The 21,845-nt window shown below is 36.3% G+C and carries 18 protein-coding genes, 1 tRNA gene and 1 pseudogene; 4 read left to right on the forward strand and 16 right to left on the reverse strand.

Annotated elements, in window-relative coordinates:
- The first annotated feature begins 231 nt into the window (after positions 1 to 231).
- The 4 genes from BLO53_RS01870 (at position 232) to BLO53_RS01885 (ending at position 4,809) form a co-directional block, all read left to right on the forward strand.
- On the forward strand, positions 232 to 1,473 hold the full coding sequence (locus tag BLO53_RS01870; protein WP_092058699.1) for a hypothetical protein: 1,242 nt from the start codon (positions 232 to 234) through the stop codon (positions 1,471 to 1,473).
- On the forward strand, positions 1,473 to 2,105 hold the full coding sequence (locus BLO53_RS01875) for a CHC2 zinc finger domain-containing protein (RefSeq protein ID WP_092058701.1): 633 nt from the start codon (positions 1,473 to 1,475) through the stop codon (positions 2,103 to 2,105). The genes BLO53_RS01870 and BLO53_RS01875 overlap by 1 nt, the downstream gene beginning before the upstream one ends.
- Positions 2,062 to 3,417, forward strand: a complete 1,356-nt coding sequence (locus tag BLO53_RS01880; RefSeq protein WP_242875270.1) for a virulence-associated E family protein — start codon at positions 2,062 to 2,064, stop codon at positions 3,415 to 3,417. The genes BLO53_RS01875 and BLO53_RS01880 overlap by 44 nt, the downstream gene beginning before the upstream one ends.
- Positions 3,418 to 3,525: 108 nt before the next feature.
- Entirely contained in the window at positions 3,526 to 4,809 is a 1,284-nt protein-coding gene (locus BLO53_RS01885) for a tyrosine-type recombinase/integrase (protein ID WP_143003191.1), read from the forward strand.
- Positions 4,810 to 4,823: 14 nt separating this feature from the next.
- Here BLO53_RS01885 and BLO53_RS01890 read toward each other — a convergent pair.
- From BLO53_RS01890 to mnmG, 16 genes and pseudogenes are all read right to left on the reverse strand, one after another.
- A tRNA-Arg gene (locus BLO53_RS01890) sits at positions 4,824 to 4,897 on the reverse strand.
- A 230-nt stretch (positions 4,898 to 5,127) separates the two neighbouring features.
- Entirely contained in the window at positions 5,128 to 6,216 is a 1,089-nt protein-coding gene (locus BLO53_RS01895) for a hypothetical protein (RefSeq protein ID WP_092058707.1), read from the reverse strand.
- A complete protein-coding gene (locus tag BLO53_RS01900) occupies positions 6,203 to 8,584 on the reverse strand; it encodes a PEP/pyruvate-binding domain-containing protein (RefSeq protein WP_092058709.1) in 2,382 nt (793 codons plus the stop codon). Before BLO53_RS01900 ends, BLO53_RS01895 begins: the two co-directional genes overlap by 14 nt.
- A gap of 7 nt (positions 8,585 to 8,591) precedes the next feature.
- A complete protein-coding gene (locus BLO53_RS01905; protein ID WP_092058711.1) occupies positions 8,592 to 9,491 on the reverse strand; it encodes a UbiA family prenyltransferase in 900 nt (299 codons plus the stop codon).
- Positions 9,485 to 10,348 (reverse strand): phosphatidylserine decarboxylase, encoded by an 864-nt coding sequence (locus tag BLO53_RS01910; RefSeq protein ID WP_092058713.1) that lies wholly within the window; start codon positions 10,346 to 10,348, stop codon positions 9,485 to 9,487. The genes BLO53_RS01905 and BLO53_RS01910 overlap by 7 nt, the downstream gene beginning before the upstream one ends.
- A complete protein-coding gene (locus BLO53_RS01915; protein ID WP_092058715.1) occupies positions 10,345 to 10,887 on the reverse strand; it encodes a CDP-alcohol phosphatidyltransferase family protein in 543 nt (180 codons plus the stop codon). Before BLO53_RS01915 ends, BLO53_RS01910 begins: the two co-directional genes overlap by 4 nt.
- A gap of 23 nt (positions 10,888 to 10,910) precedes the next feature.
- Complete coding sequence (locus tag BLO53_RS01920; protein WP_092058717.1) at positions 10,911 to 12,725, reverse strand: PEP/pyruvate-binding domain-containing protein; 1,815 nt, start codon at positions 12,723 to 12,725, stop codon at positions 10,911 to 10,913.
- A 9-nt stretch (positions 12,726 to 12,734) separates the two neighbouring features.
- Complete coding sequence (locus tag BLO53_RS01925; RefSeq protein WP_207648455.1) at positions 12,735 to 13,376, reverse strand: CDP-archaeol synthase; 642 nt, start codon at positions 13,374 to 13,376, stop codon at positions 12,735 to 12,737.
- Positions 13,377 to 13,483: 107 nt separating this feature from the next.
- Positions 13,484 to 14,194 (reverse strand): purine-nucleoside phosphorylase, encoded by a 711-nt coding sequence (gene deoD, locus BLO53_RS01930; RefSeq protein WP_026489278.1) that lies wholly within the window; start codon positions 14,192 to 14,194, stop codon positions 13,484 to 13,486.
- 113 nt (positions 14,195 to 14,307) lie between these two features.
- Positions 14,308 to 15,195, reverse strand: a complete 888-nt coding sequence (locus BLO53_RS01935) for a DUF3881 family protein (protein WP_092058718.1) — start codon at positions 15,193 to 15,195, stop codon at positions 14,308 to 14,310.
- Positions 15,196 to 15,223: 28 nt separating this feature from the next.
- Positions 15,224 to 16,516 carry a serine--tRNA ligase gene (gene serS, locus BLO53_RS01940; protein ID WP_092058720.1) on the reverse strand — a complete coding sequence of 431 codons (1,293 nt, stop codon included), beginning with the start codon at positions 16,514 to 16,516 and terminating at the stop codon, positions 15,224 to 15,226.
- 117 nt (positions 16,517 to 16,633) lie between these two features.
- Positions 16,634 to 17,158 carry a DUF4446 family protein gene (locus BLO53_RS01945; protein ID WP_242875271.1) on the reverse strand — a complete coding sequence of 175 codons (525 nt, stop codon included), beginning with the start codon at positions 17,156 to 17,158 and terminating at the stop codon, positions 16,634 to 16,636.
- 18 nt (positions 17,159 to 17,176) lie between these two features.
- Positions 17,177 to 18,076 (reverse strand): ParB/RepB/Spo0J family partition protein, encoded by a 900-nt coding sequence (locus BLO53_RS01950; protein ID WP_026489274.1) that lies wholly within the window; start codon positions 18,074 to 18,076, stop codon positions 17,177 to 17,179.
- 48 nt (positions 18,077 to 18,124) lie between these two features.
- Positions 18,125 to 18,889, reverse strand: a complete 765-nt coding sequence (locus BLO53_RS01955; RefSeq protein WP_092058724.1) for a ParA family protein — start codon at positions 18,887 to 18,889, stop codon at positions 18,125 to 18,127.
- 300 nt (positions 18,890 to 19,189) lie between these two features.
- Positions 19,190 to 19,930: a 16S rRNA (guanine(527)-N(7))-methyltransferase RsmG gene (gene rsmG / locus BLO53_RS01960; protein ID WP_092058726.1), complete on the reverse strand. Its 741-nt coding sequence runs from the start codon at positions 19,928 to 19,930 to the stop codon at positions 19,190 to 19,192.
- Positions 19,917 to 21,845: pseudogene (gene mnmG / locus BLO53_RS01965) on the reverse strand (tRNA uridine-5-carboxymethylaminomethyl(34) synthesis enzyme MnmG); the annotation flags it as partial. The pseudogene mnmG and the gene rsmG, both read right to left, overlap by 14 nt.

Consider the following 21,845-nt stretch of genomic DNA (forward strand, 5'->3'; position numbering starts at 1 on the left):
TCCCGCTCGGGTCCAGGGTGAAGCGCATGGGCAGATCCAAGGTGCAACCTTGGCCCAATGATGTGTTGCATGCGACACATTGTATTGGGTTATATCCTGTCGCGCTACGCTTCGGACAGGGGCGGCTTCGCCGGAAATCCAAAGCAACTTATTAATATTTTTTAGCCACTTGATTTAGAAGGAATCGGATAAAACCGGTTCCTTTTTTCGTGGCAGAAAGGAAGGAAACTAATGAAAAAAGTAAGAGCAACAAGACATAACGGCAGAAAAGGAAAGGAGGGAATTTTTAAAGCCGGCCACAACGACAGGTCTTTTGATCTGGACAATGCAGAGCATATCGATAGAGATAGATGTGCTCTTAATGTCTACTGGGATTGTTATCAGGGATTTAATTTCGCTGATGAAAATGGTAATCGCCCTGAAAGGAAATTTAACTTTGATGAGATTGAACGGGCTTTCTATGAAAATAAATTTGGTGATTCTATCGATGCCCAAAATGAGCGCCACGTGAAATCAAGGCACACTGAAAGAATCCGTCAGGTTGTGGATATCCTGAAAGATCCTAAGACATGTCCTGAAGAAACCATTTATCAACTTGGCACCAAGGATGGTCATGAAGATCCTGCACTGTTTACTCAGGTAGTAGCTGAACTGATTCAGGAAATTGAAAGCCGATACGGTTCGAATATCAAAATTTTGGACTGGGCACTCCACATGGATGAAGGTACGCCTCATATCCACGAACGTCATGTTTTCTTTGCAGATGATAACTATGGAATGAGTTTTCCAAAGCAGGACAAAGCACTTGAAGTTCTTGGATTTGAAAGACCGGATTCTACTAAAAAGCAAAGTAAGCACAATAATCGGAAGATGGCATTTGATGCAAAGATCAGATCTCTTTTCATCGACATTGCAGAAAAGCATGGCATTACGATTGAGGAAATTCCGTTGGAGGGAAAAACCCATTTGGAAAAAAATGACTTCATTATAGCCAAGCAGCATGAAGAGATAGCTGCAAATGATGCTTATATTGAGAATCAATTATTAAAAATATCCGATATTGATGCTTTGGCTGCTGATGTCGCTGAAAAAGCATATGAAAAGGCATGCGAAGTCGTTACTGACACCGTCAAAGAAGAGACTGTCAAATCGGATATAGAGATTATCAGTGCTTATCAAAAATGGTTTACAGCACCTGAACGAAAGAATTCTCAGGAGCATAAGACTCTTGTAAAGAAGGTTTTGGATGTGATTATAGATAAGCTTGCTCGTAACAAAGCCGTTCTTCTTGAAAGAGTCAGAAGCGTCTTAAATTCTCCAGATGTGAAATCAAAAAACAAAACTGAAATCACAAAAACAGCAAAAGAATCTCTTTTAGCAAGACTTCAACAAACCAAAAGTGAAGTTGATAGAAGCAATTCTTCCAAAAATATTATTTCTAAAAACAAGAGAAAAGATATGGAGGAGCGCTGATGGGAATTTTCGATGTTATTCGTGAAAACGTAACAGCCAGGCAGGCGGCTGAGTACTACGGAGTTCATGTCAATCATAACGGAATGGCCTGTTGTCCATTTCACAATGACCGACATCCAAGTTTGAAACTTGATAAAAGATTTCATTGTTTTGGCTGTCAGGAAGATGGAGATGCAGTTGACTTTGTAGCGAAGATGTTTGGACTGAGAACTATAGATGCTGCAATTAAGATTGCTGAAGATTTTAATTTGACTGTTGATTTCCAAAAGAAAGAATCAGCAAAAGAACGTAATGCAAGAATTCGCCTAGCCAAAGCTAAAGAACATGAAAATAAAGTGAGACGTGCTTATGCAGAAGAAATCAGACAGTTTCGATTGAAGCTGTCTGATTTCTTTCAAACCTTCCATTACTGGAATCTTGAATATGCACCAACAGAAGATGAATGGAATGCCGGAACTATCGATGAGAGATATATTGTCGCTGCTAAGTTTATTGATCAAGTTGGCTATATTCTGGAAGTCATTGATTTCGGTAACGACGATGATATTTTTGAAATTTACAAAAAAAGAGAGGAGATAATTAGCAAATATGAACGAGAAATTACCAATGCTCAGCAAAGAGCAGCTAGATGAGGTAGGTAAAGAACTATTACCGGTTGAAAGTCTTAGAGAGACTCTTGAACTAAATGAGAAAGGAAACCCAAAAGCAACCTTGGCAAATGTAGTAAGGATCTTGAAACAGGATCCTTTTTTTATAGGGGCAATTCGACTGAATGAATTTACCGGAAGAATTGATGTTGTTAGAGATCTTGGTTGGAAGCGTGAACAAGATACTTTGGATGACACTGATATGGCATATATCGCTCTTTATATAGAAGAGAATTACGGAATCAGCTATAACAGCGCACTAGAAAAAGCTATTCAGGTCGTGGCTAACGAAAACAGATACCACCCAATCAAAGATATTCTTAACAGTCTTGTATGGGATGGAATGCCTCGCCTAGAAAATATGTTGACTCATTTTTATGGTGTTGAAAAAACAGAACTTGTCACAGAATCCCTGAAGATTTTCTTGCTGGGTGCAGTTAGCAGAGTGTTTACCCCCGGATGTAAATTTGAAATATTTTTATGTCTTGTAGGGGATCAAGGTATTGGCAAATCAACGTTTTTCAGATTCCTTGCAATTAAGGATGAATGGTTTTCAGATGATTTAAGGCGTCTTGATGATGAAAAGGTTGTAGTAAAGCTTCAAAGCCATTGGTTCATTGAAATGGCTGAAATGCTTACTATGCTTAACTCAAAGCATGATGAAGATATTAAAAATTTCTTGAGCCGACAAAAGGACACTTATCGAACGCCTTATTCTAAACATCCCAAGGATCCTAAGAGGCAGTGCGTCTTTGGAGGAACATCAAATAAGCTTGAGATTCTTCCTATGGATAAGAGTGGAAACAGGAGAATCATTCCTATTGAGACTCATGGAGATAAGGCCGAGGTGCACATTCTTGCTGATGAGGAATACTCCAGAAACTATATATTACAGGTCTTGGCAGAAGTTATGGAAATCTACCGAAGCGGCAATTTTTCTCTTACCCTTCCAAAACATCTTGATTCTGAACTGGCTAAGTATCAGCAACGATTTACTCCTGAAGATAATGATCAGGAATCGATAGAATTCTTCCTTTCCAACACTCATGAGAAATATGTATGCGTAAAAATGCTCGCATTTGAGGCTCTTGGATATTCTCAATATGATCAGCTGAAGAAAAGCGATTCTAACAAAATATCTGAAATTATGCATCACAATCCTGATTGGGAAGCGATTGGAACGCGAACTGTATCCAAATATGGACGAGTCCGTGCATGGCGAAGAAAAAATGATTCCATTTCGGATGAATGCTTTATAGAAGCTCCCGAACAAATGGAAATACCATTTAACAACTAAATAATCGCAACTACTAATGTAGCAACCAATTACAGCAACTAACCAAAAAACTTTTTTGGAAGGTTGCTGTTGTTGGTTGCTTTTTTATGTAAAAAAGGAGACAAACTATTGAATTTACAAAATATTAAAGACGATAGACCAATCATTCTTGATGATAATACTACTTTACGTCCGAGGGATTTACAGCTATTATTTAGCTGTGGTATGGAAAGCGCCAAGGTAAATGAAATGATTACAGAGGCGAAACGTAACTATGTAAAGTCAAAACATTCTAGAGCAATTTTCCAGTTACCTCCAAGCAAGAGCTGGAAAAACGGATGTTATAAGACTTACGTGTATGTTGATTCAAAAAGAAAGGAGATCACATCCAGTACAGAATATAAGCTTATAGAAAAGCTATATGATTTCTATTATGAAGAGGAAAATAAGGTAAAAACTCTGGAACAGGTCTTTGAACTGTTTATGGACTATAAGAAGAACTGCTTAAATCGGCGTGATAAAACTATTATTACTGACCGTACCCGTTTTAAGCATGTATCAAAGACGCTTCTTGAAATGGATATCAATGAAATCACTGATGAAGATATCAGAAGATTTATTGTTACTGAGCTTCTTCCCAATAATCCTAAGCCAACCTTTATTAAAAGAATGATTCAATCTCTAGGTGCTGTCTTTGAATATGGTATTAAGAAGAAACTATGCTTTGATAATCCGGTTCGTTATATAGAAGCTCAGGATTATTACAAGCAGTGTGACCAGCATGCCAAGACTGATGAGGAAAAAGCATTTTCAACTGAAGAACTTGCCTTGATAACGGAAGATGCTAATAAGTATCTGGACAATCCTAGAGTTTTAATGTCGCTTCTTGCCAAGGAAACCGGTATGAGAGCCGGAGAGCTTTCTGCTTTGCATGTTGAGGATATAGGGGATGATTTTATCCATGTTCACAGACAGCAGATAAAAGAATCTGAAGGTGATCATAACAGACTGGTTGAGGTTGGATATACCAAAGATGAGCGCATGCATCCTCATAATGGAAGATTTATTCCAATAACAGAGGATGCAAGACGTGTGATTAGCCTAGCGATGGCTATTCCAGGTGAATCACAATATCTTTTTCATGATGCAAACTGCTCCAATATGGTTCCAACCGATGGGTATGTGCACAACCTTAGGAAACGTTGCAAGAGACTTGGCTGTGTACCGACTAATAATCATGCTTTTCGTATGGCTTTTAATTCAAGGCTGATTGAAATGGGCTTTTCTGCTTCTGACAGAGCCCTAATCTTAGGACATGAAGTTCAGACCAATGAAGCACACTATTCTTTGACTGACAAAAGAAAGCTGAACGATATAAAAGAGCGCCTAACACAAAATAAAGAGGAGCCCTGATAGGCTCCTCACAGCGTCCACGAGAGGATTCGAACCTCCGACACCCGCCTTAGGAGGGCGGTGCTCTATCCAGCTGAGCTACGTGGACTTATAAACAAAAGAATACTATGTATTCTTTGTTATCCTTATTTAGTTTTACTCACTCAAACTCACTCACTTGAGCTTCTCAAGATTCCCCTATTTATGCGGTTTTTAGGCCTTTAACTTCCGCTTAGGAGGCGAACGCTCTATCCTGCTGAGCTACGGAAACAAATATATGGCGCGCATATATGCGCGCCTAGTTATTTTAACACAGTCATCTTTAATGTTCAACTTGCTTTATACATTATCCTTGCTTAAAAGCACATACTCGTAGGTGTCTGTCATTAGATTACTTTCGTAAAACTGTGTTATTTTGCCTTGTCTACAGAGGGCTCCGATACTTGGTGTTTTCAGCTTTTTTAGTTCTTCCTGTATAGCGTAGATCAGTGCTGCGCCAAGCCCCAGGTGCTCTTTCTCAACTCCCATATATAGCAGGATAATTCTCTTTGGCTTTTTCCTGTTTCTGAGTAATTTCAGAATATTAGGCAGATTCAGGTGATACACTGTATTTCCGTAGTCTGGAATGTTGACATAGAAGGCTACCGCCTTGCCCTTGTAGTAAACAATCTTGGTCACATCCATGTACATGATTGACTTATATGAATTGAACATCTCCCTAAAGACATCCTCGTCAATATGCTTGTACACAGGAAAAGAACTATATAGCTCTGTGATCAGTCTGTAAACATCACCTATTATCTCATCATAGGTATCCTTGGTAGGGCTGATAATCTCATACCCTTTAGCCATGAACTCATCATATCTTTTTTTGAGCTTGGGACTTACATAATCCTTTTTTATGACTTCATAATCGCTTGAGATATAGCGCTCCGCCACTTGATAGCCATTATCTGTAAAAAGTTTCAGGTAATAGTCCTTATTGTAGGGCTCTCCCGTATAAGGCCTTCCTTCAAATCTATTGACCTTAAGTCTGTACTTGATCCAAAAAGATGCATCAACAGGACCAACTATCTTGTGATATCCAAGCTCTTTGCAGAAGTCATCTGCTTTTTTAAAAAGAAAAGCTGCTACCTGATCATCATCAACGCACTCAAAAAAGCCTATATATGCATTATCATCGTTATCATATGTTGTTATAGCAAAACGGCCAACTACCTTACCAAGAGACTTTTCGTATACGAGAAACTTAGCCAGCCTGAAATCCTTGCTAAGTGGATGCTCTCCGAGCAGTATTTTCCTCATCTGCTCTGGATCTTCCATGTTATCCCTGGAAGAATAAAGTCTCTTGGGAAGACTTATAAAGTCGTTCACATACTTTTTTTCTTTTTCAAATTTAACAAGTTCAAATTTCTTAACTTGCGACATCTTTAACTTCTTTCAGAATCTGTATTTCTCCAGTATTTCCATTCATCGTTATCATGTCTCCTGAATGGATGGCACTAAGAACATTGTCTACACCCACAATAGAAGGAATTCCAAGCTCTCTTGAGATAATAGCTGTATGCGAGAGGATAGAACCTTTCTGCGCAATCACTCCCTTGGCTGTTGCAAGAAGGAAAACCCAGCCAGGATCTGTCATTGCCGTTATCAGTATCTTATCCTTAACATCCTGTCTTGCATTTACATCTGTAACAACCAGCGCTTCTCCCGTTACAACGCCATTTGAGCAAGGCACTCCCTGGAGTTTTTTTCCGTCAAAAGAGTTCTTGTGAAGAGAAACTCTGGCGCACTTTTTATCAAACTCTTTTACCTCAAAGATAATCCTGGTGTAGGCCGGTAATTTTTCAAAGAATTTGTAATCCTCTTTGCGGTTATGGATCAGGTACTTGATACCTGCGCTAGCTTCTGTATTTCCAGCGTTCCTCGTCAAATTCTTCTCTGTGTCACATTCTTCTGATAATGTACCAGAATCACTTTCAACAAGATCCCAGATTTCATCGATTGTAAGGTAAAAGATATCTCTTTGGCTCTCAATAATACCTTTATCGGCAAGATTCTTGCCAATCTGTAAAAAGATAGTTCTTACAATACCAAAAATTCTGGTTCTGTTTAGCCTTGAAGACTCTCTGTTTGCAATGCCAAGGGTGCAGCGTTTTATGAGTTTTGTTGTATACTCATCAAATTTTTCCGTTTCAGCCCATTGTTTTTTGGCATTCATATCCTGATATACATCGAATAGTTTATCTAAATCTTCCCTATATTCGTCAATTCTCTTATCAAGAAGCTCAGGATTAGTCCTAAAGGTCTTACTCTCCAGTTTTAATTCCTCGAGGTTTCTGTCTCCGTATTCAGAAATATAAGCCTGCTTGGCCATCTCATATTGTGAAGGCTCCATCCAGCCTTTATTCATGGCAAGAGCAATCATTTCTTTTATTGGTTTAAGGCTTTCAATATTTGAAATGCCTGAAATATAGGCATTTACACTGTCATCATTTTTCTTATATTTTCTTTTTAGTCTCTTTTTCAAAAGTCCTGTATATACAAAGGCATAAAGATCATTCAAAAGAGTTATATCCCATATATCCAAGAGTTTGATCTTTAATTCTTCATATATAGCTTTCAGCTCTTTTGATGACAGATTATTGATATCTTTTTCATAAAAGCTTTTGTTTATCTTCTCAAACTCTGCAGCAAGATTTTCCATTTGCTGAGGAACTTTTCTAAGCTCTGATAAAGTATTTCGGTATATCTTTGCTCTCATAAATGGAGACTGCTTCACATAGCCTTTATCATAGCTTTTATTTTTTACTCCCAGCATTTCCTGCCAGACTGGAATAATAAAGCTATTAAAGGGAAGGCACTTTAATAGAGCGTACCAATTGCTGATTTTGTAATACACTCTTCCATTTACATGACCTACCATGTTGTTTACGTTTTCTTCAAATTTGGATAATTCCCTGTCGTCTTTGAGAATTCTTTTGCAGACGCCTCTAAATACTCCGCTGTAAACCACGTCAACGAAAGACTCTGTCAGGGGCAGTGATAATCCCGGATAACTTTCCACGATATTACTATTGTCAAAAATAAGAGGCTTTTCCCCTTTTATGGTGGTTATATCGCGGGTTTGAAGAATAAAAATTTCTCCATCTTTTATAGCAAACTCTATATCAAGATAGTCTCCAAATATATCTTTTATCTGGCTAGTTATATCTATGAGTCTTGTTACAAAGTCATATGATAGAAGATTCTCTTTTCCCTCAGAATAATAAATATTATCGGTTAGATTATAGTAATAGGTCACACTATCAGCTTTATCGGCGACAACGCCCTCACCAAGCCCTCTTGAAACACTTATAACAGTTTCGTTTAGTATTCCCTGTGGATTTGCTGTAAAGATAACTCCTGCAAAATCAGCATCAACCATCTTCTGGACTATTACATCCATCTTTATGTTTGATGCAGATATCTTTTTACTCTTTAGATAGCTCTTTACACAATCATTTGTAAGTGACTTGTAGCACTTGGTGATCATTGCATCTATGTCATTCCAAGCCACGTTGAGGTAAGTGTCAAACTGGCCTGCAAAGCTCGCATCCTTATTATCTTCCAAGGAACAAGCGCTTCTGACAGCGTAATACTCGCCCTCTGCATTTTCGAGAAATGGGTTTTTGAAGTGATATTTCTCTACTCCTCCAGCCTTCTTTACCTCGTCATATGAAACCACAACAAAGGGAGGAACATTGATATTCCTCTCCCTCAGTGTGATTAAATTTGCCGCCTTTTTGCTCAGCATATGTTGATCAGATCCTTCCGATAATTAAAAATACAGCAACGGTGATCAGCATAGTTGATTCCTGCAAGTATGTATATCTCTCTACTTTATCAACAACCTTGAACTGTTCTGGATCACGCATGAACTGAATAAATTTTAATGTCATCCATGAGACTAAAATTATTAGTACTATAACAGAAATCTTATTCAAATTAAATACCAAAATAATATTTGTGATAATATCGACAATTGTCAGAATAAGGATAAATCTTGTGCTCTTTTTGTATCCAAACAGCTTTGAGTAAGTAACGTAATCTGTTTCGTCCTTGGGTGCTCGTATTTTTCTTGCAATTTCCCAGATAAGTGCTGGAAAATACAGTGTCCATAGTGTCATGATTGTGTAGATACTGATGGCTCTTACATTGTATTTAAGTACGGTAAAAGAAATAATGTATAGATTTATAAACATCTGGACCGGATTATGTGTAACAAGCGCAAGTGGCAGACATGGCTGTATCTTGGCTTTCTGGAAAAACCATTTGCTCATAAGGTATCCATAAAAATACAGGATAACGAAGAACAGGAGGTTATTCATGAACAGTACATTTAAAATAACAGCTATTGCCTCAACTATTGTGCAGATGATCATTACATCTTTTCTTTTTACTCTTCCTGAGGGAAGCGGCCTGTCTGGAAAAAGGACGCTGTCTGTCTCATAATCCTTGAGGTCATCGGCAATTCTAAGCCATAACAAAAAAGCAAATACCGTATATGCTCCAACAAATTCCTGAATTCCTATGTTAAAGGTAGTTATTCCTTCGTTCAGGAGAATAATAAAATGAATCTCCATAAACACAATGAATCCAAGGATCAGTCTTGGAATAATTGGATATCTTTCCTTAAAATAAATGTGCAGCCTTTTTAACATATCTTCCTCCCTATCACTTCACCACAACGAACTTTTGATTCTATATCATTTCTGCTGTTATCAATGATATCCTGGTGAAGTTCTATCTTTTTATCCTGTACAAGTACAGCAATTGTTGAACCGCCAAACTCGAAAAATCCTTTTTCATCGCCTTTTTTGAAGTTTTCTTTGTTGTTATTTGTCACTTTCCCGATGAACATGGCCCCAACTTCAATCTGAATTATTTCCCCGAAATTCTCTGTATGCAAAAGACTGACTGTTCTTGAGTTTTCTTTATATATTCTGTAATCTTTTGAAATTGACCTTACAGTATGGAGCTTTCCTTGAATTTCAAGGGTTTTATCAAGTCTTCCATCATCAAGATAGATATATCTGTGATAATCATCCACGCATAATCTGAATATCAGGCACCATCCCCCGTTAAAAGAACTGGTGTCTATTTTATTTCCAACAAGTTCAGCAAGATTATATGTACTTCCCTTAATGTCCACCATTAGATCTTCTGTGATCTTATAAGCAAGAAGTTTTGAGTCACATGGAGAAATGAAGCTTTCTTTTTCCATGCAGATTTCCCTTGCTCCGTCAGATAGTTTTCTGGTAAAAAAATCATTGAAGGATGTGAATTTTCTTTTCTCAAAATCCCTCATGTCTATGCCATTATCTGTAATAAATTTATCTATCTTTTTGGCGCTAAAAGAGCTATTGTTGAAAACTCCATAAACCTTTGAAATAGCAGGATTTATTGCCAGTTTAAGAACTAGTCTGCCAAAGGGGTTTTTATATAAAAAATCTAGTGCCTTTTGTCCTGATTCTTTTTCCTCGACATATTGTCCTGATCTTCTGTCATAGTATTTCATAGCACCACCAAATATATTGAGATCATGGCGATTCCAAGCAGAGAAAATACAACATATGAGATTTTTCCTGGCTTAGGAACATTTATGTTTAGAATTTCAAAAAATGCTTTTGTCAGAACGAACAAAACTACAAATACTTCAAATATCTCTTTTGGCATCACAAAGCTGACCAGGTATAAGACAGGAAATATCAGTGCTGAATATGTTACAGGAACACCTGTGAAGTACTTGGCTGGTTTGTTAATATCAGCTGTCTTAATGTTAAAGTAGCCAAGTCTTGCTACTCCACATATAGCAAACACTGCATATGCAGCAATGTGCCATATGCTGTTAAAGCCCATTGAAGTAAGGATAACTATGGGAAAATCCACAAAACAAATGACATCGCACAATGAGTCTTGTTCAACACCAAAGGCTTTTTCCTCGTCATCTCTATCAACTTTTCTTGCTACTGCTCCATCAAAAAGGTCACATATTCCTGAGAGCATAAGGCATAAAAATGCGTATTTAATGTCTGCTCCACTTATAGCCAGTACCATTCCAGTCACTGCTATAGTAAGTCCTATATAAGTAAGTATTCCTGCTCTACCTTTTCCTTGTCATTAACAGGAGAATAAGTATCATCAAGAGCTATTGTATCCTTTATCATCTTAAGGACTGGAAGCGGATCTTCATAATAGCAAGGGTATGTCACATCCAGTTCCCTGCCTGAATGATAGCCATATCTGTCTATTATTTTGGCGGCCTGTTTCATGTACTTGTCTTCTTTTTCATGAAACTTATTTAACAGTTCTTCATCTGATGAGTCTTTCCATACACTCATAGCTTCTGGGTCTAATCTTATGCCTCTTGATAACTCCCATATCTCATAAAAAGGTCTCATGTGAGATACATCCTCAAGATTTCCAAGAAGCGTTAAATACTCACTTTTAGAAACTATTTTTAGCAGCTGGCTTTTGAAAACTGCCTCCTGTACTGTGTTAAGAAAGACCTGCCAAAAGTATGTCGACTCGCTTTTTAGATATGCAGTCTTTGTTATATCGATATACTCAGACTTTATATCTTTTATGCCATGCTCATCATATTTTTTCTTATATTTGTAAAAATCTGTTAGAAGCGCTCCTTTAAGCTTGTCATAATTTTTCGAGCGCTCTCTTTTTACTTTTATATGGCCAAGCGCAATCCTCAGCATTTTTATCCCGGTTTTGGGCGTGAGTCTTGTGATCTTGCCATCACCCTCATACTCACCCTTAATTCCGTATTCATTATCAAAGTCTCTTTCTTTATAGCCAATTACCTGGCTCATAGCTCTTTTTACAGTTGATGTATTCCAATAGCATCTTCCATAAAACCTATTTATTAGCTTCTTATCAATTTCGCCTTTTTGCAGAATCCTACTCTCAATTAGATATTTCCTAAGAGTATATTCCCAAATGTACTCATAAAGACTATACATGTATGGCCTACTTACTCTTGCAGAAACTCCTCCGTCCTTGAAATTGGCTGTGGTCCAGTTTGCTTCCAATCCTGAATATTTGATGCTCGTTATGGCCCTGGCCTGTAGAATATAGAGTTCATCATCTTTTATGGCAAATTCAATATCACAGGGGTATCCGTAAAAGAGCTGTATATTAAGGAACTCTTTTGCATAGTTCTTAAATTTTTCTGAGCTTATAAGTGGTTTTTTTTCTTTTTCTCCCACTTGTCTATTCTCATACCAGTCATAATGGAACTGTTGTGGCCTGTTTTTCCCACTTACGATATTCTCGCCAAGACCTTTTGACACTTCTACCAGCATCTCAGTATCCTTGCCGGTCTGTGGATTTATGGTAAAACAGATTCCACTTAACTCTGAATCAGCCATCTCCTGCACTACTACTGACATCTTTAGGTTTTGTGCATCTAGACCGTTATCAAGAAGATATTTGAGGGTGTTCTCTGAAAACATTGACCTGTAGCAATTTATTATATTTTCTTCAATCTTATCTGTTGTAACATTTAAAAAAGTATCGTACTGCCCAGCAAATGAATATCCCTTCAAATCTTCTTTTGAAGCACTACTCCTGACTGCATACTTTTTATCTGTTTCCAGCAAAAGAGATATCTTTTCTTTAACTATCTTTGAAAGCGCTACTTTGTCGAATAGACAACGTATATTTTCAGAGATTTCCTTTACATTTGATACGCTAAGATTTTTTAGTTGCCTACCTATCTCTGTACTTATTTGACTTTCTCTGATTGTCTTATCGTAAATATCTGTATCAATAATAAAACCCGATGGAACGTTAAATCCTTGTTTTTTTAGTTCTATCAGTGATTTACCTTTATTCCCAAGTTTATTACTTATTTCACTAAAAGCTGATAATTCTACTACCACTTTATTTACCTAAAACATATTTTTTCTTAATTTTATTTTGTATAAAAAAATATTAACTATTATATGGGTAAACGCTCCTATGAGAACGTAGGTTATATACATCGCAAGTCCAAGATCATAGAACATCCACACAACCAGAGCCAGCCCAAAGATTGAATCTGCCTGATCCAAAAAAATGAAAAAGACTTTCTGTGGTCCATTCATTGTTTTCCCTGGAACAATATCCATTCTTCTCTTTATAAAACTATTAGGAAGTTCGAATAACGAATATGCTATTCCAAGTAATAAACCTATCAGAATATTGAATTGTTGCGTATTTGAATGCTGATAATAAAAGAAATTCAGATGCTCAATCTTTAATATATTGCAGATCATCCCCCATATAACATAAAAAATCATATTAAAAAGCAGATAGCCTATCACACCTTTCCAGGTTTTATTTTCTCCAAATACTCTCTTTCCATCCACAAACTTTCGTCCACCATCTATAGGCTTTTTGAAGCTTTTAAAAAGATCAGATTTACAAAATGCCATATTTGCCATGCCTGATAAAATAGGCGGGATGAGCGTAATATACATTTTTAAAACAGTTCTCAACATTATTTTTCCCCTACTCATCTTCGCACAGACATTCCTATTTTCTTGTTCCATGTCCTTACGACCTACAAATAACTTGGTATTCAGACATCCATTAACTTTGCCTGTATTGTGCAACAAAAAACGAGGTGCATTATACACCTCGTTTCGAAAACTGGTTTTTATAACTGAATTGCTGTCTTTAGTGCTATTTCCATCATATCTGTGAAGCTGTTCTGTCTCTCTTCAGCAGAAAGTTCCTCTGTCTTATAAAGATGATCAGAAACAGTAAGAATTGTAAGGGCGTTCTTTTTAGCTTCTGCTGCATTCATGTATAGAGCTACAGTTTCCATTTCTACTGCAAGGCATCCAAGATTTCTATAACGATCTGCCTCATCACAGTTCTTCTTGTAGAAAGCATCTGAAGCAAGTACATTACCTACATGGTATCTTACTTTCTTATCTCTTGCGATATTTACGGCTTTCTCAAGAATATCGTAAGTTGCTGTTGGGCAGAAGGTTCCTGGAAGTCCAAACTGGAATCCGTAGTTTGAATCTGTATGCGCTCCCATTGCAAAAATGATATCTCTAACATTAACATCATCCTGCATTCCGCCTGCACTACCAACTCTAATGATATTATCTACATCATAGAAATTATAAAGCTCGTAGGTATATATACCAATTGAAGGAATTCCCATTCCGTGTCCCATTACAGACACCTCTTTTCCTTCATATTTACCTGTAAAGCCCAGCATTCCTCTTACCTGGTTAACACATTTAACATCTGTAAGGAAATTCTCTGCTATAAATTTTGCTCTTAGTGGATCTCCCGGCATCAAGACTGTCTTGGCAAAATCGCCTTTTTCTGCACTATTGTGTGGTGTTGACATATCTTTGTCTCCTTTCATATTTAATTTTTTTAATCAATATTTCTTTTTTATATTTCCTTATTGCTATAGTCTGCAGTCTCACGACGTTGGCTACTATGTATGTTGTTCTACAATCATTTGGATTCAGGATAATTAATTGCCCCCTGCATCCAAATATTTCCCTTAAATCTACGTCCAACTGCTGGCTCTCCGAGAAGATCAACTTCATTGATAGCTACATCAAATTCAAGTTCATTACAATTGATACGCATAATATGGACAATTTCATCTGTGAATCTGTTTTTAACTTTTTTAGTCTCAGTAATTTCTCCCAAAACTGAGTAGTGATCACACTCTACTCCATAAGGCATGAAATAGGAATCCACGAGACTATATACATCCTGCTTTCTTATTTTCTTAGATAGAGTTGTATAAAGATCCATATCTTCAAGTGTCAGTGATTCTATTGCCGTTTCATCACCTTTTCTTGCATTGTTAATGAGCTTGTTACGGTAACCCATTTTCTTTTTAGCGACTTCTTTTTCTTCTTCGGTCTTGGCAATGGGCATCATTATCTGTCCCTTAGTAGATAGAGCAGACAAACTTAAAGTTGTTCCCCTTATAGGAAATTTCTTCTCATTCTCATATTTGATATAAGGAATCATGTTCTGAAGATAAAAAATAAGTGTCACTCCTACTCTTGGTTCATTGCAAACACCCTCGTAGGAAATTGTTGCTGCGTGCCTTTCAATATTTATATCTTCCTCTGTGCTGACATTTGTTGGAATAAGATATGGATAGTAATATTCATATATGAATTTATCTTCTTCATCAAATTCACCGCATACAGCCAGCCCTATATAATCAGCAAAATCCCTGGTAAATTCCGCAATCATACCATCCTCAGGTGTAGTCACATAATTTCTTCTTGTGGCATCCTGAATTGTGGCTGTTATCAGAGCGTTTAACTCTTTTCTGTTTTTAATTTTAGAAAAGCCCACGGCTCTTAGGAACTTATGCACAGGGATTCTACCTCTTTTATCTATATTATTACTTCTTTTTTGTTGGTACTAAAACTTCTTTTCCACCCATATATGGACGAAGAACCTCTGGAATTCTAACACTTCCATCAGCCTGAAGATTGTTCTCAAGGAATGCGATAAGCATTCTTGGTGGTGCAACTACTGTATTGTTAAGTGTGTGTGCAAGATAGTTGCCATCTTTGCCCTTTATTCTGATCTTAAGACGTCTAGCCTGTGCATCTCCAAGATTTGAGCAGCTTCCTACTTCGAAGTATTTCTTCTGTCTTGGTGACCAAGCCTCAACGTCACATGACTTGCACTTAAGATCTGCAAGATCTCCAGAGCAACATTCAAGAGTTCTTACAGGAATATCCATTGATCTGAAAAGATCTACAGTATTCTTCCAAAGCTTGTCATACCAAGTCTTTGACTCTTCTGGCTTACAGATTACTACCATTTCCTGCTTCTCGAACTGGTGAATTCTGTATACACCTCTTTCCTCAATACCATGAGCACCTTTCTCTTTTCTAAAGCATGGTGAATAGCTTGTAAGAGCCTTTGGCACTTCTTCTTCAGGGATGATCTGATCAATGAACTTACCGATCATTGAGTGCTCACTTGTTCCGATAAGATAAAGATCTTCGCCTTCAATCTTATACATCATTGCTTCCATCTCTGGGAAACTCATAACACCTGCTACTACGTTTCCATGAATCATGAAAGGTGGTACGCAATATGTAAAGCCTCTATCAATCATGAAGTCTCTGGCATATGAGATAACTGCAGAGTGAAGTCTTGCAATATCTCCCATAAGATAATAGAAACCATTACCTGCAACTCTTCTAGCTGCATCAAGATCAATACCGTCAAAGCTCTCCATAATATCTGTATGATATGGAATCTCGAAATCAGGAACTACTGGCTCACCGAATTTCTCAATCTCTACATTCTGTGAATCATCTTTTCCGACTGGTACAGATTCATCAATGATCTGAGGAATGATCATCATCTTATTTGTAACTTCTTCATCAAGTTTCTTCTGGTTTTCTTCAAGTTCCTCAAGTCTCTTGGCTTCCTTGGCTACTTCTTCTTTAAGTGCCATTGCCTCATCTTTTTTGCCCTGAGCCATAAGAGCACCAATCTCTTTAGAAATCTTATTCTTGTGAGCTCTAATTTCATCAGCTTCCTGCTGGTTTGATCTTCTCTGCTCATCCAATTTGATAACTTCATCTACAAGAGGAAGCTTTTCATCCTGGAATTTTTTCTTGATGTTTTCTCTTACAACATCTGGATTCTCACGTAAAAATTTAATGTCGATCATCTTGATCTCCTCCAAGTTATTATTTATTTGAAGATATCCTTTTATTCTTATAGAGTTGATATCTTTACCTAGCTTTTTGATGATACCTTTATTTTAAAAATATCATTTGTTATTGTATTATCTGTTTGTACTTTCTAATGCTTTATCTAATGCTCTTTTTTCATCTTTGCTTAATTCTACATCAGATATTCCTGCTTTTATTTCTTTTGAATAAGAATAGTTCATTCCATCTGAATTGTGAACTGAATTTAAAAGAAATCCATTATCATTTTCATCCAGCATGCAAAGCGCAAAACTTAGTTTACCACCATTCTGGCTAAATGCATCATATTTCTCTAATCCAATTTTCTGGAAAGAATTATTAAGCCTTTTATTTATATTGATAATGTCTTTTCTATTTTTTTCGTTTTCACTTCTGATCATTCTGTTGTCATGGAACAGACCAACAATTTCTTCTTCCAAAGATTCCGCTTCTTTTCCCTGCATGAACTTGGAATACTTTCTTTCCAGGTTCTTAAGTCTTTTCCCCTGAAGAATGATGATTACAAATGCTCCAATCAAAAGAACTAACAACACCAGGAATAAAATCGCAGGATCTAAACCTGCCATTCCTATAGCATTAAATATATTACTCTCCATCATTGTCCCCCGACTATGTATTTAGTTTTCTTTACATATTCTTCCGATGATTTTTTCTAAATCATCATTGTTATAAAACTCAATCTGAATAAGGCCAACTCCATCGCCTTTAGATGAAATCTCAACCTTTGTTCCAAGAGCTTGTTTACATTTTTCAGCAACATCGCTATATACAGCTTCGATACTTGGATTAGTCTTAGAAACTTTTTTCTTGGAAGTTTTTCCTAATCCCTTTACAAGCTTTTCTGTTTCTCTAACACTTAAATTCTCATCAAATACTTTTTGAGCTATCTCAGCCTGTTCCTTTGGATCCTCAATTGAGATAAGTGCTCTTGCATGACCTGTAGATATCAGTTCCTGTATTACCATTTCTTGAACTCTGCTACATAGTTTTAATAATCTGAGAGAGTTTGTTACATATACTCGACTCTTTGATACTATTGCAGCAAGCTGGTCCTGTGTATATGAATACGCATCAATAAGCTGCTTAAATGCAAATGCCTCGTCAATAGAATTGATATCTTCTCTCTGTAAGTTATCAATTATAGAAAGCTCAGCAATTTCTTCATCTGAAAGATCTTTGATTATTACAGGTACTTCTTTTAACTCTAATTTTTTTGCAGCACGCCATCTTCTCTCTCCGGCTACTATCATGTAACCACCATTTTTTCTAGGTGTTACAATAAGTGGATTTATCATTCCATGCTGCTTGATTGAATCAGCCAATTCTAAAAGAGCATCCTCATCAAATGTTCTTCTTGGCTGATTCTTATTTGGTTCTATCTTGGTAGTGCTAAGATTAACTATCTGACCTTCAATATGTTTTTCTTCAATCTTAGTTTCTTTTGTAGTACTTACCTTTGCAGGTATTAAAGTATCAAGGCCCTTCCCAAGACCTCTTTTCGCATTTTTAACTGCCATTGTCTCCTCCAACATTTATCATTACTATAATAATCGCACTTAATTCAATTAAAACTCTCTCTCAACAACTTCATCAGCAAGAAGTCTATAAGCTTCTGCACCTGCAGACTTTGGCTCATATATATTTATAGGTAGGCCATAGCTTGGAGCTTCTGCTAATCTTATATTTCTTGGAATTATTGTCTTATACACATTTTCCTGTATATGTTCCTTAACATTTTCTACTACCTGAAGAGAAAGGTTTGTTCTTGAATCAAACATTGTGAAGACAACGCCTTCCATTTCAAGTTCTGGATTCAGTCTTTCTTTTACAAGGTTTACTGTATGTACTAACTGACTAAGTCCTTCCAGAGCATAATACTCACATTGAATTGGTACTAATACAGTATTAGCTGTAGTCATAGCATTTATTGTCAGCATGCTAAGTGAAGGTGGACAATCTATAACAATAAAATCATAGTTATCTTTTACTTTACTGATTGCCTCTCTTAAGATGTATTCCTTTTGATCAGCATCGATTAGTTCAATTTCTACTGCTGCTAGATTTACATTAGATGGAATAATATCTATTCTCTCAAAGATTTCTTTATGGATAGCTTTCTCTATATCACACTCTCCAATCATTAACTCATAGATAGTATTTTCTAACTCATTCTTATCAAGACCAAATCCGCTTGTTGTATTTCCCTGTGGATCTGTATCAATTACTAAGACTCTTTTTCCTTTTTCTGCCAGAGCTGCAGACAAATTAATAGAAGTCGTTGTTTTACCGACTCCTCCCTTTTGGTTTGCTATCGCTATTACTCTACCCATTTCTCCTCCACAATTTAAACACTAATATGATTTTATCACAAATTAGTTTTTGCGGTTGATACATTTTATAAAACTTACTTATTTTTTACAATTACTATTCAAGATAACTATATCTAGTATGAAGAATTTTCTGACATAATTACACAATTACTTACACGGATTAATGTTTCACAGTTATTTATACTAGATTTTGTGTTTCAATGTTTCACGTGAAACAATTTTTTGTATAATAAACAAATTTAAATATTAATGTTTCACGTGAAACATTGAATAACAAATAAAAGTAAAACACAAGATATATTAAAGCGGAGTTTTGGATGGAACACCAGCTTTACGTGGATACTTTTTTGAGGTAGGTTCTACTTTATTTACAATACATATTGTTCTACTATAGTCAGAATCCGGAAGAATAAATTCATTAGAACTTGTAAGCTTACCACCAAGTAAATGAATAGCACCTTTAGCCTTACCTAACTCCTCAGAAGCTTTCTCACTTTTAAAAGCTATAAAATTTCCTCCTACCTTCACATAAGGAAGACAATATTCACAAAGAGTTGACATATTAGCTACTGCACGAGAAACGGCAATATCAAAAGTCTCCCTCAATGAATCTTTTTTAGTTGAAGCAAAATCTTCTGCTCTACCATGAAGAGTAACAATAGATCCCTGATCATTAAGATCAAGTTTATCAATTACTTCATTCAAGAAATTTAGTCTTTTATTTAAAGAATCAAATAAAGTGATCCTAAGATTTGGAAAAACTATCTTAAGAGGAATACCTGGAAAGCCAGCACCAGTTCCAATATCTATGAGTGAAAATTCATCTGAAGAAAAATCAAAAAACTGACATGCTGAAATACTATCGACGAAATGTAATTTACATACATCTTCAAAGTCTGTAATGGCAGTCAGATTCATAACTTCATTCCATTTTACAAGTAATTCATAATATGTATTGAACTGTTGAAGTTGTTTATCACTAATCTCAACACCAAAAGTATTAAAATCAGCAATCATACTTGCATATTTAACTCTCATCATTATTTCCTCTATTCAAAGTATCTAGATATATTAATAAAACAGATACATCAGCAGGATTAACTCCACCTATTCTTGAAGCCTGTCCTATATTAGATGGTCTAAATTTCTTTAATTTTTGTCTAGCTTCAAGTCTTAAACTAGAGACATCATCATAATCTATATCAGCAGGAATTAATCTTTTTTCAAGTTTTTTAAATTGTTCAACTTGTCTTTCCTGCCTATTAATATATCCTTCATATCTAATAGTTATCTCAACCTGTTCAATAATATCTTTAGTTAATGAAGGTCTATCAGAATCGATAGGGGCCAATTTTTCATATGAAAACTCTGGTCTACATAAAAGTTCTGCAAGAGAAGTCGCAGTCTTTAATGGTGTGCTACCGCTCTCCTCCATAAATTTCTGAATAGTAGCATTAGCACCAACGGAAGTTTTCTTTAATCTTTCAACTTCCAAATTTATGCAATCTATTTTACTGATAAGTTTATTGTATTTTTCATCACTAATAAGACCAACATCATGACCTTTCTTTCTAAGTCTGATGTCAGCATTATCCTGTCTTAACAAAAGACGATACTCTGCTCTGGAAGTCATCATTCTATATGGCTCCAAGTTTTCTTTTGTTACAAGATCATCAACAAGAACTCCAATATAACCTTCTGATCGATCAATAGAAATGTAAGGCTTACCAAGAATCTGCATAGAAGCATTAATTCCGGCAAAAAGACCTTGCGCAGCAGCTTCTTCATAACCACTACTTCCATTAAACTGGCCAGCACTAAATAATCCATGGATATTTTTTATCTCTAAAGTAGGATTTAATTGACCTGGACAAAGGCAGTCATATTCAATTGCATACGCACTCTTAACAATCTTACATTTTTCCAAACCAGGAACAGTTCTATACATTGCAATCTGTACATCTTCAGGAAGAGAAGAACTCATTCCATCAATATACATTTCATTAGTATATGTACCTTCAGGTTCTACAAAAACCTGATGTCTTTCATGATCAGGGAATTTAACAACTTTATCCTCAATAGAAGGGCAATATCTAGGACCAATGCCTTCAATAATACCAGCATAAATAGGTGATCTATCTATGTTATTTCGTATTATTTCATGTGTTTTTTCATTAGTATATGTCAACCAACAAGATACCTGAGGTCTTTGAACATCTTCTGGATCAGTATCAAAAGAAAAAGGAATGACAGGTGTGTCACCAAACTGCTCCGACATTTTTGAATAATCAATAGAATTGCCATCCATACGAGCAGGTGTACCTGTCTTAAATCTTCGAAGCTCAATACCAGCATTTATAAGAGACTGGGATAAAAGATTCGAAGGCTGTAAACCATTAGGACCACTGTATGTAATAGCTTCACCTGTAAGACATCGGCTTTTAAGATAAGTTCCGGTACAAAGAATAACTGATTTAACATCATAAATAATGCCAGAAAAAATCTTGATTCCGACAATCTTCTTGCTATATTCTTCTTCAGAATTATCTACCTTATAATCTTCTACTATAATTTCAGAAACTTCAGCCTGCTTAATTGTAAGATGTTCCTGATGCTCCAAAACTCTTTTCATTTCTTTGGAATATTCCATCTTATCAGCCTGACATCTAAGTGAATGAACAGCTGGTCCTTTGGAAGTATTGAGCATCTTGGATTGTAAAAAAGTTTTATCAATAACTTTTCCCATCTCTCCGCCAAGAGCATCTATCTCTCTAACAAGATGTCCCTTGGAAGACCCACCAATATGGGGATTGCATGGCATGAATGCTATATTGTCAGCACTCATTGTAAATATAATAGTTTCAAGTCCTAACCTGGCACAAGCAAGAGCTGCTTCACATCCAGCATGCCCAGCACCTACTACGGCAACATCATATTTTTCTCTAATATCTAACAT

The sequence above is a fragment of the Butyrivibrio sp. INlla14 genome, assembly GCF_900102515.1.
Classification (GTDB): Bacteria; Bacillota; Clostridia; order Lachnospirales; family Lachnospiraceae; genus Butyrivibrio.